Raw genomic sequence first — 16,611 nt, 5'->3', positions numbered from 1 at the left:
TCGTCCGCAACCCGATGGTCCCGTCCGATGTGCTATCTGTTCGACAGAGCCCGCGAGGCGCTGATCTGCACCGCGCGTGAATGCCGCCGCAGCCGAAACGACGCGGAGGCCGGGCGGGATCGCCGGGGCGTTTCCGCGCCCGCTCCGCCCGCCGGAGGGCGGTTGCGGCCAAATCAGGCCGGTGGGAGCAAGATAACGCTTTCCCAACGTCAATTTGTCCATTGACACCCGGCCCGTCGCGCCACTAGTGTCCGCGCCCATGACGACGAAGGTTCTCATCCTCGTAGGAAGGCGCATGGGCAAGGCGGTGTGACCGCCGGGCAGCGACCTCCCATGCGCGACACACAGGCTCCCACCGGGGGCCTTTTTTATTGCCTCAAACAGGACTAAACGACCAGCGACCGGCTGGGAAAGCAAGGAAGACGGAACGGACCGATGAGCAACGGACAAAGCGAGCGGCGTGAAATGACGGGCGCCGAGATGGTGGTGCAGGCGCTGATCGACAACGGCGTCAAGCATATCTTCGGCTATCCGGGCGGCGCGGTGCTTCCCATCTATGACGAGCTTTTCCAGCAGGACACCATCGAGCACATCCTGGTGCGGCACGAGCAGGGCGCCGGCCACGCGGCCGAAGGCTACGCCCGCTCGACCGGCAAGGCCGGCGTGATGCTGGTCACCTCGGGGCCCGGCGCCACCAATGCGGTGACGCCGTTGCAGGACGCCTTGATGGATTCCATCCCGCTGGTCTGCATCACCGGGCAGGTGCCCACCACGCTGATCGGCTCCGACGCTTTTCAGGAGTGCGATACGGTCGGCATCACACGGCCCTGCACCAAGCACAACTGGCTGGTGAAGGACGTCAACGAACTGGCCGCCACGATCCACGAAGCCTTCCACGTCGCCACGACGGGCCGGCCGGGACCCGTGGTCGTCGATATTCCGAAGGACGTCCAGTTCGCCAAGGGCACCTATGTGTCGCCGCAGACCGCGCCGCGCACGAGCTACCAGCCGAAGGTCCAGGGCGACCTCGAAAAGATCAAGGCCGCCGTCCAGCTGATGGCCGGCGCCAAGCGGCCGATCCTCTATACCGGCGGCGGCGTCATCAACTCCGGCCCCGAGGCAAGCCAGTTGCTGCGCGAACTGGTGGAACTCACCGGCTTCCCGATCACCTCGACGCTGATGGGCCTGGGCGCCTATCCCGCCTCGGGCAAGAACTGGCTCGGCATGCTGGGCATGCACGGCACCTATGAGGCCAACATGGCCATGCACGACTGCGACGTGATGGTCTGCATCGGCGCGCGGTTCGACGACCGCATCACCGGACGGCTGGACGCCTTCTCGCCCGGCTCGAAGAAGATCCACATCGATATCGATCCCTCGTCGATCAACAAGAACGTGCGGGCCGATATCGGCATATTGGGCGACGTCGCGCATGTCCTGGAGGATCTGGTCAGGCTGTGGCGCGCGACCGCCAAGACCGACAAGAAGGCGCTCTATCCCTGGTGGGAACAGATCGCCAAGTGGCGCGCGCGCGACTCGCTGGCGTTCAAGCCGAATGACGACGTGATCATGCCGCAATATGCGGTCCAGCGTCTCTACGAACTGACCAAGGACCGCGACACCTACATCACCACCGAGGTCGGCCAGCATCAGATGTGGGCGGCCCAGCATTTCCACTTCGAGAAGCCGAACCGCTGGATGACCTCCGGCGGCCTCGGCACCATGGGCTACGGGCTGCCGGCGGCGCTCGGCGTCCAGATCGCACATCCGGATTCGCTGGTCATCGACATTGCCGGCGACGCGTCGGTGCAGATGTGCATCCAGGAGATGTCGGCGGCCATCCAGTATGACGCGCCGATCAAGATCTTCATCCTGAACAACCAGTACATGGGCATGGTGCGCCAGTGGCAGCAACTGCTGCACGGAAACCGCCTGTCGCACTCCTACACCGAAGCGATGCCCGATTTCGTCAAGCTGGCCGAAGCCTATGGCGGCCACGGCATACGCTGCGACAAGCCAGCCGGGCTGGACGACGCAATCCGGGAAATGATCTCCGTGAAGAAGCCGGTGATCTTCGATTGCCATGTGGCGACGCTGGCCAATTGCTTCCCGATGATCCCGTCGGGCAAGCCGCATAACGAGATGCTGCTGCCGGACGAGGCGACCGACGAGGCGGTTGCCAACGCCATCGACGCCAAGGGGCGGGAACTGGTGTAAGGCGCGTTCCGCGCCTTTCCAACCCATCCGGAAACAGGTCCTGGCCCTGCCGCCAAAGTTCGAGATCGAGAAACATAGATGAACGCCCAGCTTCAACCCACCGGCTCCGCCTATTTCATCGCCAAGGAAACCGAGGTGCCGGAAACGCATACGCTTTCGGTCCTCGTCGACAACGAGCCGGGCGTGCTTGCACGCGTGATCGGCCTGTTTTCCGGGCGCGGCTACAACATCGAGAGCCTGACCGTTTCGGAGACGGAGCACGAGACGCACCTGTCGCGCATCACCATCGTCACGCGCGGCACGCCGCATGTGCTGGAGCAGATCAAGCACCAGCTCGAGCGCATCGTGCCCGTGCATCGCGTGGTCGACCTGACGGTGCGCGCGCACGAACTCGGCCACGATCGCCCGCTGGAGCGGGAGCTTGCGCTGGTCAAGGTTTCGGGCAGCGGTGACGCGCGGGTCGAGGCACTGCGGCTCGCCGATGCGTTCCGCGCCCATGTGGTGGACGCCAACACCGAGCATTTCATCTTCCAGATCACCGGCAAGAGCACGAAGATCGACCAGTTCATCGCCATCATGCGGCCGCTCGGGCTGGTGGAGATCTGCCGCACCGGCATTGCGGCGATGAACCGCGGCTCCCAAGGCATGTAGGGCCGCCCGATCGGAAGCGGCGGGCGTTGGCGGAACTTGTCACGGTGACAACAATTCGCGTGACTCGCGCCGACTAATAAGTCAGCAAAACTGACGTATCTAGCCGTTCGATCCGGTTCGGAGGCCTGTCTTGTCGCACGAAGCCTTCCTGGCCCTGCTGGTCTATGCCTTCGTGACCTCGATCACGCCTGGACCGAACAATTTCATGCTGCTCGCGTCGGGCGTGAATTTCGGCTTCACGCGCACGGTGCCGCATATGCTGGGCATCGGCATCGGCTTCTTCGTGCTGCTTCTGGCCGTGGGTTTCGGGCTGGGCACGGTGCTCACCGCTTTTCCCGCGCTCCACACCGGCCTGAAGATCGCGGGCGGCCTCTACCTGCTTTATCTTGCCTGGAAGATCGCCATGTCGCGCTCCATGGGCGCCAAGGGCGACAGAGAGGAAAGTTCGGGACGGCCGATGCGCTTCATCGAAGCCGCCGCCTTCCAATGGGTCAATCCCAAGGCCTGGGTCATGGCGATCACCGCGATGGCGGTCTACACCAATCCCGACCAGCCCTTCTTCTCGGTGACGCTGATCGCGGGCGCCTTCGCCATCGTCAATCTGCCGAGCGTCTCGACCTGGGCGGGTTTCGGCATGGCGTTGCGCGGCTTCCTGTCCGATCCGGCGCGGCTGAAGTGGTTCAACATCGCCATGGGCGGACTGCTGGCAGCCACATTGTGGCCGATGATGCGCTGAAGGCGGCGGCGACCCTGAGGGGCGTCCCCCCATTAAATGTTTGTAATGCTTGATTTTGGCCCTTTTTCGCCGCGCATAGGCTCTATCTAACGCACGATCAGCCGGACTATCATATAGACCGGCACGCGAAGGCTGTCCGGAATGCGCGCGAAGATAGTGTATTCTCTTGTCGGTGCCGCCTGTCTTGCCGTCGCGGCGGGGCTGTATTTCTACCCTGGTGTCCTGACCAGGACCGGGCAGACGCTCTCGCACGGGGACGACGCTGCGCCGAAGTCACCCCAGGCGGGTAGTCAGCAAGGCGTTTCGGTCGTTGCGGCGACAGCCTCCACGGCCGACTTCCCCATCAGGCGCTACGCGATCGGCTTCATCGCCTCGCCGGCCGTGGTCAACGTCAATGCGCGCATTTCCAGCCAGATCGTCTCGATCGCGGTCAAGAACGGGCAGATGGTCAAGGCCGGCGATCTGCTGTTCCGGCTCGACGACCGTGCCCTGAAGGCGCAGGTGGCGCGGGACCAGGCGATGCTCGACAAGGACCAGGCCACATTGGTGAGCAACACCGCCGATCTTGCCCGCGCGAAGGACCTTGCCGCCAAGCAGGCGGGCACGCGGCAAGCCTACGACCAGGCGCTGGCAACGCAGAAGGGCACCGCCGCGTCGATCGAGGCCGACAAGGCGCAACTCGACGCCGACACGATCCAGCTCGGCTTCGCCACCATCACCGCGCCGATCACCGGCCGGCTCGGGGCAGTCAACGTCACCGTCGGCGATCTGGTCGGACCCTCGAACAACGGCAACGCCAACTCATCCACGCCGCTGGTCACCATCACGCAGATGGACCCGCTTGAGGCCAACTTCACCTTGCCCGAAAGCGATCTCGACCTATTGCACAAGGCGCTGGCGAAGCCGCAAGCCGGCGCCGTGAAGCTGAGGCGGGACGGCAATCCGGAGCCGGTCGGTTCCGGCACGCTCGATTTCGTCGATTCCAGCGTCGATACCGCGTCCGGAACGATCGCGGCGCGCGCCAGCGTGCCCAATCCCGACCTGGCGCTGTGGCCGGGCCAATATATCAATGTGGTGGTCAACGCCGGCACCATGCCGCAGATGACCTCGATCCCGACCATTGCCATCCAGCCAAGCCAGCAGGGACCGTTCGTCTACGTCGTCAAGCCCGACAGCACCGTGGAGATGCGGCCGGTGAAGGTGGCGCTGGCCGAGGGCGCCAACAGCGCCATCAGCAACGGTCTCAAGAGCGGCGAAAAGGTGGTGGTCGAAGGCCAGACCAGGCTGAAGAACGGCATGGCCGTCCGCGCGGAAGCGGCCAAGACGGCAGACGCCTCCGCTGCCGGAGCGGCGGGCGCCAGCCTCGCCCAGGCGAGCGCTGCGGACGGGACGCGGCCATGATCTCCGAATTCTGCATCCGCAGGCCCGTCGCAACGCTTCTGATGTCGTTCGCACTGGTGCTGGCGGGGCTGTTCGCCTACAAATTCCTGCCCGTCGCCGCGTTGCCCAGCACCGAATTCCCGGTCGTCAACGTCTCGGCGCAATTGCCGGGCGCTTCGCCGGAAACGATGGCGACCTCGGTGGCGACGCCGCTCATCAAGCAGTTCTCCACCATCGCCGGCATCGATTCGATCTCCACGACCAACTCGCTCGGATCGACATCCATCGCCATCCAGTTCGCGCTGAACCGCGACATCGACGCGGCAGCGGCCGACGTGCAGGCGGCAATCGCGCGCACGCAGCGCCAGTTGCCGCCGGAAATGACGGCGCCGCCGAGCTATCGCAAGGTCAATCCGGCCGACGCGCCGATCCTGCTCCTGTCGCTGGTGAGCAACACCGTGCCGATGACCGATCTCGATGCCTTCGCCGAGAACGTCATCTCGCCGTCGCTCTCGACCATCGAGGGCGTGGCGCAGGTGTCGATCTTCGGGCAGCAGAAATATGCGGTCCGCATCCAGATCGATCCCGCGGCGCTCGCCGCGCGCGGCATTTCCATCGACCAGTTGCAGGCCGCGATCTCCTCGGCCAACAGCAACACGCCGCTCGGCGTACTGCAGAACAACCAGCAGCAGCTCACCATCACGTCCAACACGCAGCTTTCCAACGCGGCCGGCTTCTCCAACCTGATCATCGCCACCAAGAACGGCCATCCCGTCCGGCTCGGCGACGTGACGCGGGTGGTCGATTCGGTGCAGACCACCACGACCGCGAGCTGGTACGACGGCACCCGCGCGATCATCCTGGCCGTGCAGCGCCAGCCGGACGCCAACACCGTCGACGTGGTGGACCGCGTCAAGGCGATGCTGCCTTCGTTCAGGGACCGGTTGCCGGCCGCCGCAGACATCAGGCTGCTGAACGACCGCTCGACCTCCATCCGCGCCGCCGTCAGCGACGTGCAGTTCACGCTGCTGCTCACCATCGCGCTGGTGGTGCTGGTGATCTTCGTGTTCCTGCGGCGGTTGACGGCCACGGTCATTCCGGCGGTGGCGGTGCCGATCTCGCTAATCGCGACGCTCGCGGCGATGTATCTGTTCGGCTTCTCCATCGACAATATCTCGCTGATGGGGCTGACGCTGGCGGTCGGGCTGGTGGTGGACGACGCCATCGTCATGCTGGAGAACATCTTCAGGCATATGGAGGAAGAGGGGATCGGCGCCTTCGAGGCGGCGCTGAAGGGCGCACGCGAGATAGGCTTCACCATCATCTCGATCTCGATCTCGCTGGTCGCCGTGTTCATTCCCGTGCTTTTGATGGGCGGCGTCATCGGCCGCATCTTCAACGAATTCGCGGTGGTAGTGACGGTGGCGATCCTGGCGTCGATGTTCGTGTCGCTGACGCTCACGCCGATGCTGTGCTCGCGCCTGCTGCGCTTTTCGAAGGGCAAGGGCGAAGCGGACGAGCACCGCAAGGCGTTCTTCCTGCGCGGCTACGACTGGATGCTCAGCTTTTGCCTGCGCCATCATTTCCTGGTCTTCATCGTCTTCGTGGTGACGGCAGGGCTGTCGATCTGGCTGATCCAGATTTCGCCGAAGGGCTTCTTCCCGCAGGAGGATATCGGCCAGATTTCGGTGACCACCCAGGCCCGGCAGGACATCTCCTTCGACGCCATGACCAATCTTCAGGGGCAGGTGGCGGATGTCTTCCTGAAATCGCCCTATGTCGCCAATGTCGCCTGGTCCGTGGGGGGTGGCGGCTATGGCGCGCAGGCGATGAACCAGGGCCAGCTCTTCGTGGAGCTGAAGTCGAAGGACCAGCGCCCCGACCTGGAGACGGTGCTTGCGGCGCTCCGCCGCCAACTCGCCAATGTGGCCGGCATATCCGCCTATATGCAGCCGGTGCAGAACCTGCGGCTCGGCACGCGCGGGTCCGCGAGCGCCTATCAGCTCGTCGTGCAGGGGCTGGATACCGGCCGGACCGACCAGTGGGCGCAGAAGCTGACCGAGGCCATGGCGGCCGACCACGCCAATTTCGCCGACGTCAACAACGACCTCCAGAACAACGCCTTGCAGGCCTCCCTGGTGGTCGACCGCGACAAGGCCGCCCAGCTCGGCATCGATACCGGCACCTTGCTGAACAGCCTCTATGGCGGCTTCGGCACCGATCAGGTTTCGACGATCTTCGGCTCGGCCGACAGCTACCAGGTCATCACCGAGGTCGATCCGCGCATCAGCTGGTCGCCGGAGCGCCTGCTCGCCCTGCAGATCAGGACGGCCGGCGGCGGCCTGGTTCCGCTCGGCACCTTCGCCCATGTCCAGAGAACGGCCGGCGCGCTCACCGTCAACCAACTCGGCCAGCTTCCGGCGGTCACCATTTCCTACAACCTGCCCAAGGGCGTGGCGCTCGGGCAGACCGTGGCGCGCATCCAGGCGCTCAAGGACCAGATCGAAATGCCCAACGCGATCTCCACCACTTTCGCGGGCACGGCAAAGACCTTCCAGGATTCGCTTGCCAACCAGGGGCTGCTGATCGGCGGCGCGATCCTCACCATCTACATCGTGCTGGGCATGCTCTACGAGAGCTTCATCCACCCCCTGACGATCCTGACGGGCCTGCCTTCCGCCGTGCTCGGCGCCCTGGTGGCGCTGAGGCTCGCGGGCATGGACCTGTCCGTGATCGCGGTGATCGGCATCCTGATGCTGATCGGCATCGTCAAGAAGAACGGCATCATGATGATCGACGTGGCGCTGGTGCTGCGGCGCGAAGGGCGCAGGCCAAGGCAGGCCATCCACGACGCCTGCCTGATGCGTTTCCGGCCGATCATGATGACGACGCTGGCGGCGCTGATGGGCACCATCCCGATCGCGCTCGGCACCGGCGCCAGCGCCGAACTGCGCCAGCCGCTCGGCGTGGCGGTGGTGGGCGGGCTGCTCGCCTCCCAGGCGCTGACGCTGTTCGTCACGCCCGTCATCTATCTCTACATGGAGTGGCTGTCCGAATGGCTGCTGGGCTTCGGCCGCAAGCGCGGCGCGGAGCCGGTTCCGGCCGGGGCGACGGAAGACGCGAGGCAGCCGTCGCTGTTCGAGGAAGCGGAGCAGGACGAACGGCGGCGCGCGGCGGCGGAATAGGTTGGCGCGGGCGCGCACTTGCAGCTTGCCCGGCGCCGGCCTAGCGTGACGGTCATGGCGCACGATCACGACGACCACCACCACGACAACGAACTCGACCCCATGGCCGCGCGGGTGCGCGCGCTGGAAACGATCCTGACCGAGAAAGGTCTGATCGATCCCGCCGCTATCGACGCGATCGTCGAGACCTACGAAACGAAAGTCGGCCCGCGCAACGGCGCCCGCGTGGTGGCCAGGGCCTGGAGCGATCCGGAATTTGCCGAATGGCTGAAGCGCGACGCCACCGCGGCGATCGCTTCGCTGGGCTACAGCGGCCGGCAGGGCGAGCACATGCAGGCGGTGTTCAATACACCGGAGCAGCACAACATGGTCGTTTGCACGCTGTGCTCCTGCTATCCGTGGTCGGTGCTCGGCCTGCCGCCGGTCTGGTACAAGTCGCCGCCTTACCGCTCGCGCGCGGTGATCGACCCGCGCGGCGTTCTTGCCGAATTCGGCGTGACGCTGCCGGTAGAGACGAAAATCCGCGTCTGGGATTCCACGGCCGAACTCCGCTATCTGGTGGTGCCGATGCGCCCCGCAGGCACCGAAGGCTGGCGCGAGGACAAGCTTGCCGACCTTGTCACGCGCGACTCCATGATCGGCACCGCGGTTGCGAGGGATCCGGCATGAACGGACCGCAGGACCTCGGCGGCCAGATGGGCTTCGGCCCGGTCGCGCCGGAAAAGGACGAGCCCTATTTCCATGCCGAATGGGAAAAGCGCGCCTTGGGCGTGACGCTTTGCGCCGGCGCCATGGGCCACTGGAACATCGACGAGAGCCGCCATGCGCGCGAGTGCCTGCATCCGGCCGACTATTATTCCTCCAGCTACTACGAGATCTGGATCAAGGCACTGGAAACGCTGCTCAAGCGGCACGGCTTCGTCACGCAGGACGAGTTGCTGGTGGGCAAGTCGCTGGGCGGCAATGCGCGGCCAAGGCGCGTGCTGAAGGCCGGGGACGTGCCGGCGGTGCTGGCGCGCGGCGGGCCGTGCGACCGTCCGGTCGGTTCGCCCGCGCGCTTCAAGGCCGGCGAGCGCGTGCGCACGAAGAACTTCAACCCGACCGGCCATACGAGGCTGCCGCGCTATGCACGGGGCAAGGCCGGCACGATCGATGCCGTGCGGGAAGGATTCGTGTTTCCCGACACCAACGCGCATGGCCGCGGCGAAAACCCGCAATGGGTCTACACGGTCGTTTTCGACGGCCGGGAAATCTGGGGCGAGGGGGCCGACCCGGCACTGACGGTCAGCATCGATGCGTGGGAAAGCTACCTTGAGCCGGCGTGAGGCGGAACGCGTTTTGCCACCCGGCATGGACGAGCCGGCGTTCGCCGAACCGTGGCAGGCCCAAGCCTTCGCGCTGACCGTGGCCCTGCACGAAAAGGGCCTGTTTTCGTGGGGCGAGTGGGCCGAGGCGCTTTCGGCCGAGGTGAAGGCGCCGGAAGCGGCCGAAGACGGCAGCGACTATTACAGGCACTGGTTACGCGCACTGGAAAAGCTGCTTGCTGCCAAGGGCGTCGCCGGAAAGCAGGATGTGGACGAACTCACCGTCGCTTGGCAGCGCGCCGCGCATGCCACGCCGCACGGCAGGCCGATCCTGCTGGAGAACGATCCGGAACGGGGCTGATTCATCGTCCGAGTGCTGCTCTCGATCGGCCACGGGAAAACCTACGGGCTGTATGTTCTTGTTGTGTTCTCATTCTGTGTGCGATAGCATGGGGTTTATGTAACCAATTAGAATTGCATACGACATGGTGATACACGTTAAGGGAGAGGAAACCGACATGCCGGTTTGTCGGCTGGCGCGTTCACGCGGGATCGGTATCGCCGAAGCCATAAGCGAGGCTGCTGAATCTTGGAGACTGATTTTCCTATGCCATGGCCAAGCAGCGTGAGGTTTCGCTGCTCTGTAAAGGCGGCGATTTCGCACAGACCGATTTGGGCTGGTTCATCTGGACCTTGCCCTTGAGGCGCGAATCCTGTCTGTCGAAATCATGGAATTCTCACCGCAACAGGATGCCGCGCTTCAGGCGGTGGCGAAGTGGCTGAAAAGCGGTAAGCCGCAGGTCTTTCGCCTGTTCGGCTACGCCGGCACCGGCAAGACCACGCTGGCGCGCTATTTCGCCGAGCATGTCGACGGGCAGGTGCAGTTCGCCGCCTTCACCGGCAAGGCCGCGCAGGTGCTGCGCTCCAAGGGCGCCGTCAACGCGCGCACCATCCATTCGCTGATCTATCGCCCGCGCGGCGAGGAAGCGGTGGAGGACGAGACGACCGGCAAGACGTCGATGTCGCCGACTTTCTCGCTCAACCGCCAGAGCCCGATTGCCAAGGCCGCGCTGGTCATCATCGACGAATGCTCGATGGTGGACGAGGAACTCGGCCGCGACCTCTTGTCTTTCGGAACGCCGATCCTGGTGCTGGGCGATCCCGGGCAATTGCCGCCGATTTCGGGCGGCGGCTTCTTCACCGAGCACGAGCCGGATTTCCTGCTCACCGAAATCCACCGGCAGGCGCGCGACAACCCGATCATCCGGCTGGCGCTCGACGTGCGCGAAGGCCGCGAGTTCATGCGCGGCGATTTCGGCACGGCGCAGGTCATTGGCAAGGAGCAGGTGACCCAGGACCTGGTGCTTTCGGCCGACCAGGTGCTGGTGGGCACGAACCGCACGCGCAGGCGCTACAATGCGCGGCTGCGCGAATTGAAAGGCTTTTCCGCCAGCTATCCGCAGGCCGGCGACAAGCTGGTGTGCCTGCGCAACGATCCGGCCAAAGGCCTGCTCAACGGCTCGCTCTGGAAGGTCATGACCTCCTCGCGCGAAACGGTGAAGCCCGGCATCAATCTGCTGGTGTCGCCCGAGGAGGACGATCCGGACCGCGGCGTGGCCAAGATCAAATTGCTCAAGGCCGCCTTCGAGAATCCTGACGAGGATATTCCCTGGCAGCAGAAGAAGCGCTTCGACGATTTCGACTACGGCTATGCGCTGACCGTCCACAAGGCGCAGGGCTCGCAGTGGAACAACGTCGTGCTGTTCGACGAGAGTTTCGCCTTCAAGGACACGCGCCAGCGCTGGCTCTACACGGCCATCACCCGCGCGGCCGAACGGCTGACCGTGGTGCGATAGAGCGCACCGGCTCCGCCGCTGTATGCCAAGTCAGTTCGCTGCGGGGTGTGCGCCCAGCCAGCGCCATGCCTCGGCTTCGTCCTCTGCGGGGAAATGGCGCAGTTCGATGGGCAGCGCAGGCGCAAGGAAGCCCTGGAAGGCGGCCGTCCAGTCCGGATCGCCGATCGCGGCGCAACGCCGGATATGCTGGATGGCCCCGTCCTTGCCCTGTTCGATCGTCTCCTGCGGAATATCGGCCCAATCCACCCCGTCATGCTCGGTCAACCTGACGAGTGCGTCCATCTTCTCGTGCAGCACCCAGGCGGCCTGCAGCAGGCCGAGCAGGTTTTCCGCATCCGCCGCGGTGACATGACCAACGATTTCGACCGCGAACAGGTCTTTCCTGTCGGTATCGATGCGGCGAACGGCCGGCACTTCCTCAAGGAAATTCATCAGCGCTCCTCGTTCATTTTTGCCTTTCGGTACTGTGGAACACCGTAAACCCCCTGTGCGTTCCGCCCGAAGCCGCTATAGATGCCGGGCCAAGACCGATCCACGTATGCCGATTGGTCCTCAACGTTCCGGAGCCTGCCATGCCCGCCAAGCTGTCGGTGAACCTCAATGCGGTAGCCATGCTGCGCAACCGGCGTGACCTGCCGTGGCCGAGCGTGACCGGGCTGGGGCGCATCGCGCTCGCGGCCGGCGCGCATGGCCTGACCGTCCATCCCAGGCCGGACCAGCGCCACGTCCGTTTTGCCGATCTGCCTGAGATTCGCGCGCTCATCGACGACGAATTCCCGCAGGCCGAATTCAACATCGAAGGCTATCCGAGCGAGGATTTCCTGCAACTCGTGGAACGGTACCAGCCGGAACAGGTTACGTTGGTGCCCGACGATCCGGCACAGGCCACGTCGGATCATGGCTGGGACTTCGCCGCACAGGCGTCGTTCCTTGGTCCCGTCGTCAAGCGTCTGAAAAAGGGAGGGTTTCGGGTGTCGCTCTTCTCCGATCCGGACCCGGCGGGCATCGCTGCGGCACGCGACACGGGCGCCGACCGCGTCGAACTCTATACGGGGCCGTATGGCGGTTGCCATTCAGATTCCGAAAAGGCGCGCAAGGAACTGGAAAAACTGGGGAAAACGGCTGACGCGGCACGGGCCGCCGGACTGGCGGTGAATGCCGGCCACGACCTGGTGGTGGACAATCTTCCGGCGCTCGTAGGCAGGGTGCCCGCGCTGGCGGAGGTTTCGATCGGACATGGGTTGACAGCGGATGCCCTGCAGTATGGCATGGCGCGCACAGTCGAGCGCTTTCTCCGTGCATGCGGCTGGTAGGATACGAAACCGGGGATGCAGCCGCGCAGAGGTCACATGGCAGCCATTACCTCTGGAGCACTTGATATTGCATTGCGGCAAGGGTAGAGCACCGCGCGCTTAACGGAGTGTCGCCGATGGCCCTCGCCAACAATGGCAGCGAGGCGGAAGCAGCCGAACAGACGAGTCAGCCCGAGGCCGAGCAACACGGCACGCCGTGGCTGATGCTGGGCGCGCTCGGCGTCGTCTACGGCGATATCGGCACCAGCCCGATCTACGCGTTCCGCGAGGCGCTGCACGCTTCGGGCGAGGCGGTGGCGCGCTCCGACGTGCTGGGCGTGCTGTCGCTCATCGTCTGGGCGCTGACGATCATCGTCACCATCAAATACATCGCCTTCGTTCTGCGCGCCGACAACAAGGGCGAGGGCGGCACGCTGTCGCTGATGGCGCTCGCCCGCAGCGCCTATCCCAAGGGCTCAAGGGTCATTCTCGCCATCGGATTGTGCGGGGCGGCGCTGTTCTTCGGCGATTCCATCATCACGCCGGCGGTTTCGGTCCTTTCCGCGGTGGAAGGCCTCGAGGTCGTCACTCCGGCCTTCAACTCCTATGTGGTTCCCATCACCCTCGTCATCCTGGCAGCGCTTTTCGCGGTGCAGCGCTTCGGCTCGGGCCGGGTGGCGGTGGTGTTCGGCCCCATCATGGCCGTCTGGTTCATTTCGCTCGGCGTGTCGGGCCTGTCGCATCTTCTGGACGACCCGTCCGTGCTGCTGGCGGTCAATCCCTATTATGCGATCTACTATCTCGCGACGACGCCGACCGGCGCCTTCGTCACCGTCGGCGCCGTGTTTCTGGCCGTCACCGGCGCGGAAGCGCTCTATGTGGACCTCGGCCATTTCGGCCGCCGGCCCATCGTGCTGGCATGGTTCTGGATCGTCTTTCCCTGCCTGCTGCTGTGCTATTTCGGCCAGGGCGCGTTCGTGCTGGCCAACGGCGGCAAGCCGCACAACCCGTTCTTCCAGATGCTTCCCGACTGGGCGTTGCTGCCCATGGTCATCCTGGCGACCGCGGCGACTGTGATCGCCTCGCAGGCGGTGATCTCGGGCGCGTTCTCGCTGACGCGGCAGGCGGTGCAACTCAACCTCCTGCCGCGCATCGAGGTGCGCCACACCTCCGAAATGCAGTCGGGCCAGATCTTCATGCCGCGCGTCAACCTGATCGTCGCGCTCGGCGTCATGCTCCTGGTGGTCGGCTTCGGCAGTTCCAGCGCGCTGGCCTCGGCCTACGGCATCTCGGTCACCGGCGAGATGCTGATGACCACGATCCTGCTGTTCGTCGTCATGCGCTGGCAATGGGCCTGGAAACTGGGCGCAGCGGCCGCGCTCGCCATTCTGTTCGGCATCATCGATTCGGGCTTCTTCCTGGCCAATGTGGTGAAGGTCATGGAAGGCGGCTGGGTGTCGCTCACCGTCGCGGCGATCATGGGCCTGATCATGTGGACCTGGATCCGCGGCAGCCGCTATCTCTTCGAGAAGACCCGCCGCAACGAGATTCCGCTCGATTTCCTGGCGGCGAATCTGGTGAAGAAGAAGCCGCAGATCGTGTCGGGCACGGCCGTCTTCCTGACCAGCGACCCATTCAGCGCACCGACGGCGCTCATGCACAGCCTCAAGCACTACAAGGTGCTGCACGAGCAGAACGTCATCCTGTCGGTCGTCACGGCGCCGCAACCGGTCGTTCCGGACGGCGAACGCGTGAAGATCGAGACGGTCAACGAGCTGTTCATGCGCGTGAAGCTGACCTTCGGTTATATGGAGCAGCCGAACATCCCGCGCGCGCTGGCGATCTGCCGCAAGCAGGGCTGGAAGTTCGACATCATGACGACCTCGTTCTTCCTGTCGCGGCGCTCGCTCAAGGCCTCGCCCAATTCCGGCATGCCGGTCTGGCAGGACCGGCTGTTCATCGTGCTGGCGCGCACGGCCGCCGACGCTACGGAATATTTCCAGATTCCCACCGGGCGCGTGGTCGAGATCGGCACGCAGGTCGCCATCTGAGACTGACCGGCGGGCCCGGCGGTCGCTTCGGCCTGCCGTCCGGAGCCAGCTATCTCACGCGTGGCGGCGTCGGTCCGCTGCGCGATACTCGGGCAGGCCGATTCCGCGCTTGCAAGCGACGGCGGTTTGAGCCATAAGCCGAACCGTAACGTACGGTACGGTTAAGGCGGCGATGCCGCTTTCCGTGCGGTCTTGGGAAGCCACGTCTTGCATCGGCCTGTCGACAACACGATCGAGGACCTGACCCCGCGCCAGCGCGATGTGCTGGACGCGGTGCTTCGGCTTCTCGTCGAGGAGGGCGACCGGCTGACCATGGCGGCCGTGGCCCGCCGGGCGAGTTGCTCCAAGGAAACGCTCTACAAATGGTTCGGCGACCGCGACGGCCTGCTGACCTCGGCCGTCAGATGGCAGGCCTCGAAGGTGCGGGTGATGCCGGTCGATGCCGGAAATCTGGACCTGATTTCACTGACCGAGAGCCTCGAAGGCTTCGCGCAGGACTGGCTCAAGGTCATCTCGAGCGACACCTCGATCGCGCTCAACCGCGTCGCGGTCAGCCATACGAGCTCGGGCAAGGACAATCTCGGCGCGATCCTGCTGGAGAACGGGCGCTTCGCGCTCGCCGGCCGACTGAAGCCGGTGCTGGAAGCCGGCAAGCGGCGCGGCTATCTTGCCTTCGAGGATTCCGAGACGGCGTTCCGCACCTTTTTCGGCCTGGTCGGCCGCGATGTACAGATTCGCCTTCTGCTCGGCGACTGGCCGGGCCTGACGGAGGCTGCCATCGCCACGGACGCCGCCCGCGCCACCCAGCAATTTCTCGCCCTCTACGGGGCAGGGAAGGATTCGCAAGCTCACTAAATCCAAACACGGGAAGGATGAAAACATGCGTGTCTATTACGATCGCGACGCCGATCTCAATCTGATCAAGGGCAAGAAGGTCGCCATCATCGGCTACGGTTCGCAGGGCCGCGCCCATGCGCTGAACCTCAAGGACTCGGGCGCCAAGGAAATCGCCGTCGGCCTCAAGGCCGGCTCGGCGACGGCCAAGAAGGTCGAGGCCGACGGCCTCAAGGTGATGAGCGTCGCCGACGCCGCCAAGTGGGCCGACCTGATGATGATGGCCACGCCCGACGAATTGCAGGCCGACATCTACAAGAACGAGATCGCCCCGAATATCCGCGACGGCGCCGCGATCGCCTTCGCGCACGGCCTCAACGTGCATTTCGGCCTGATCGAGCCGAAGTCGACAGTCGACGTGGTCATGATCGCGCCGAAGGGCCCGGGCCACACCGTGCGCGGCGAATACCAGAAGGGCGGCGGCGTGCCGTGCCTGGTGGCCGTGCATCAGGACGCTTCCGGCAATGCTCTCGACCTCGCGCTCTCCTACGCCTGCGGCGTCGGCGGCGGCCGCTCGGGCATCATCGAGACGAACTTCCGCGAGGAGTGCGAAACCGACCTGTTCGGCGAGCAGGTGGTGCTGTGCGGCGGTCTGGTCGAGTTGATCCGCGCCGGCTTCGAGACGCTGGTGGAAGCCGGCTACGCGCCGGAAATGGCCTATTTCGAGTGCCTGCACGAAGTGAAGCTGATCGTCGACCTGATCTATGAGGGCGGCATCGCCAACATGAACTACTCGATCTCCAACACCGCCGAGTGGGGCGAGTATGTGTCGGGTCCGCGCATCATCACGCCTGAGACCAAGGCCGAGATGAAGCGCGTGCTGAACGACATCCAGACCGGCAGGTTCACGTCCGAATGGATGCAGGAATACCGTTCGGGTGCGGCGCGCTTCAAGGCGACTCGCCGCCTCAACGACGAGCATCCGATCGAGCAGGTCGGCGAGAAGCTGCGCGGCATGATGCCGTGGATCTCCAAGAACAAGCTGGTCGACAAGGCCAAGAACTGAGCCGAGCCGCGGCTTGTTCGCCTTTGCGCGTCCCAGGGC

The 16,611-nt window shown here is 64.8% G+C and carries 14 protein-coding genes; 13 read left to right on the top strand and 1 reads right to left on the bottom strand.

Annotated features, from left to right (window positions below):
• The first annotated feature begins 435 nt into the window (after positions 1 to 435).
• From QU595_RS16265 to QU595_RS16225, 9 genes are all read left to right on the top strand, one after another.
• Positions 436 to 2,217, top strand: coding sequence for an acetolactate synthase 3 large subunit (locus tag QU595_RS16265; protein ID WP_315923749.1), 1,782 nt, complete (start codon positions 436 to 438; stop codon positions 2,215 to 2,217).
• A 78-nt stretch (positions 2,218 to 2,295) separates the two neighbouring features.
• Positions 2,296 to 2,868, top strand: coding sequence for an acetolactate synthase small subunit (ilvN, locus tag QU595_RS16260; protein ID WP_315923747.1), 573 nt, complete (start codon positions 2,296 to 2,298; stop codon positions 2,866 to 2,868).
• A 130-nt stretch (positions 2,869 to 2,998) separates the two neighbouring features.
• Entirely contained in the window at positions 2,999 to 3,604 is a 606-nt protein-coding gene (locus QU595_RS16255) for a LysE family translocator (protein ID WP_315923745.1), read from the top strand.
• Between the two features lie 141 nt (positions 3,605 to 3,745).
• On the top strand, positions 3,746 to 5,005 hold the full coding sequence (locus QU595_RS16250; protein WP_315923743.1) for an efflux RND transporter periplasmic adaptor subunit: 1,260 nt from the start codon (positions 3,746 to 3,748) through the stop codon (positions 5,003 to 5,005).
• Positions 5,002 to 8,169, top strand: a complete 3,168-nt coding sequence (locus tag QU595_RS16245) for an efflux RND transporter permease subunit (protein WP_315923741.1) — start codon at positions 5,002 to 5,004, stop codon at positions 8,167 to 8,169. The genes QU595_RS16250 and QU595_RS16245 overlap by 4 nt, the downstream gene beginning before the upstream one ends.
• Positions 8,170 to 8,223: 54 nt before the next feature.
• A complete protein-coding gene (gene nthA / locus QU595_RS16240) occupies positions 8,224 to 8,838 on the top strand; it encodes a nitrile hydratase subunit alpha (RefSeq protein ID WP_315923739.1) in 615 nt (204 codons plus the stop codon).
• Positions 8,835 to 9,494 (top strand): nitrile hydratase subunit beta, encoded by a 660-nt coding sequence (gene nthB / locus QU595_RS16235; protein ID WP_315923737.1) that lies wholly within the window; start codon positions 8,835 to 8,837, stop codon positions 9,492 to 9,494. Before nthA ends, nthB begins: the two co-directional genes overlap by 4 nt.
• Positions 9,481 to 9,834: a nitrile hydratase accessory protein gene (locus QU595_RS16230; RefSeq protein ID WP_315923735.1), complete on the top strand. Its 354-nt coding sequence runs from the start codon at positions 9,481 to 9,483 to the stop codon at positions 9,832 to 9,834. The genes nthB and QU595_RS16230 overlap by 14 nt, the downstream gene beginning before the upstream one ends.
• A gap of 367 nt (positions 9,835 to 10,201) precedes the next feature.
• Complete coding sequence (locus QU595_RS16225) at positions 10,202 to 11,329, top strand: ATP-dependent RecD-like DNA helicase (protein ID WP_315923733.1); 1,128 nt, start codon at positions 10,202 to 10,204, stop codon at positions 11,327 to 11,329.
• A 30-nt stretch (positions 11,330 to 11,359) separates the two neighbouring features.
• Here QU595_RS16225 and QU595_RS16220 read toward each other — a convergent pair whose 3' ends face one another.
• Positions 11,360 to 11,761 (bottom strand): STAS/SEC14 domain-containing protein, encoded by a 402-nt coding sequence (locus tag QU595_RS16220; protein ID WP_315923731.1) that lies wholly within the window; start codon positions 11,759 to 11,761, stop codon positions 11,360 to 11,362.
• 140 nt (positions 11,762 to 11,901) lie between these two features.
• Between QU595_RS16220 and QU595_RS16215 the strand changes: the two genes are divergently transcribed.
• The 4 genes from QU595_RS16215 to ilvC all read left to right on the top strand — a co-directional run bounded on the left by QU595_RS16215 (position 11,902) and on the right by ilvC (position 16,572).
• Complete coding sequence (locus QU595_RS16215; protein WP_315923729.1) at positions 11,902 to 12,642, top strand: pyridoxine 5'-phosphate synthase; 741 nt, start codon at positions 11,902 to 11,904, stop codon at positions 12,640 to 12,642.
• A gap of 116 nt (positions 12,643 to 12,758) precedes the next feature.
• Entirely contained in the window at positions 12,759 to 14,672 is a 1,914-nt protein-coding gene (locus QU595_RS16210) for a potassium transporter Kup (protein ID WP_315923727.1), read from the top strand.
• A 207-nt stretch (positions 14,673 to 14,879) separates the two neighbouring features.
• Positions 14,880 to 15,527 (top strand): TetR/AcrR family transcriptional regulator, encoded by a 648-nt coding sequence (locus QU595_RS16205; protein WP_315923725.1) that lies wholly within the window; start codon positions 14,880 to 14,882, stop codon positions 15,525 to 15,527.
• 25 nt (positions 15,528 to 15,552) lie between these two features.
• Complete coding sequence (ilvC, locus tag QU595_RS16200; RefSeq protein ID WP_315923723.1) at positions 15,553 to 16,572, top strand: ketol-acid reductoisomerase; 1,020 nt, start codon at positions 15,553 to 15,555, stop codon at positions 16,570 to 16,572.
• Positions 16,573 to 16,611 lie beyond the last annotated feature (39 nt).

Source organism: Mesorhizobium sp. SP-1A, from assembly GCF_032460275.1.
In the GTDB taxonomy this organism is placed as follows: domain Bacteria; phylum Pseudomonadota; class Alphaproteobacteria; order Rhizobiales; family Rhizobiaceae; genus Mesorhizobium.
This window is presented reverse-complemented; position numbering and strand designations above follow the sequence as displayed.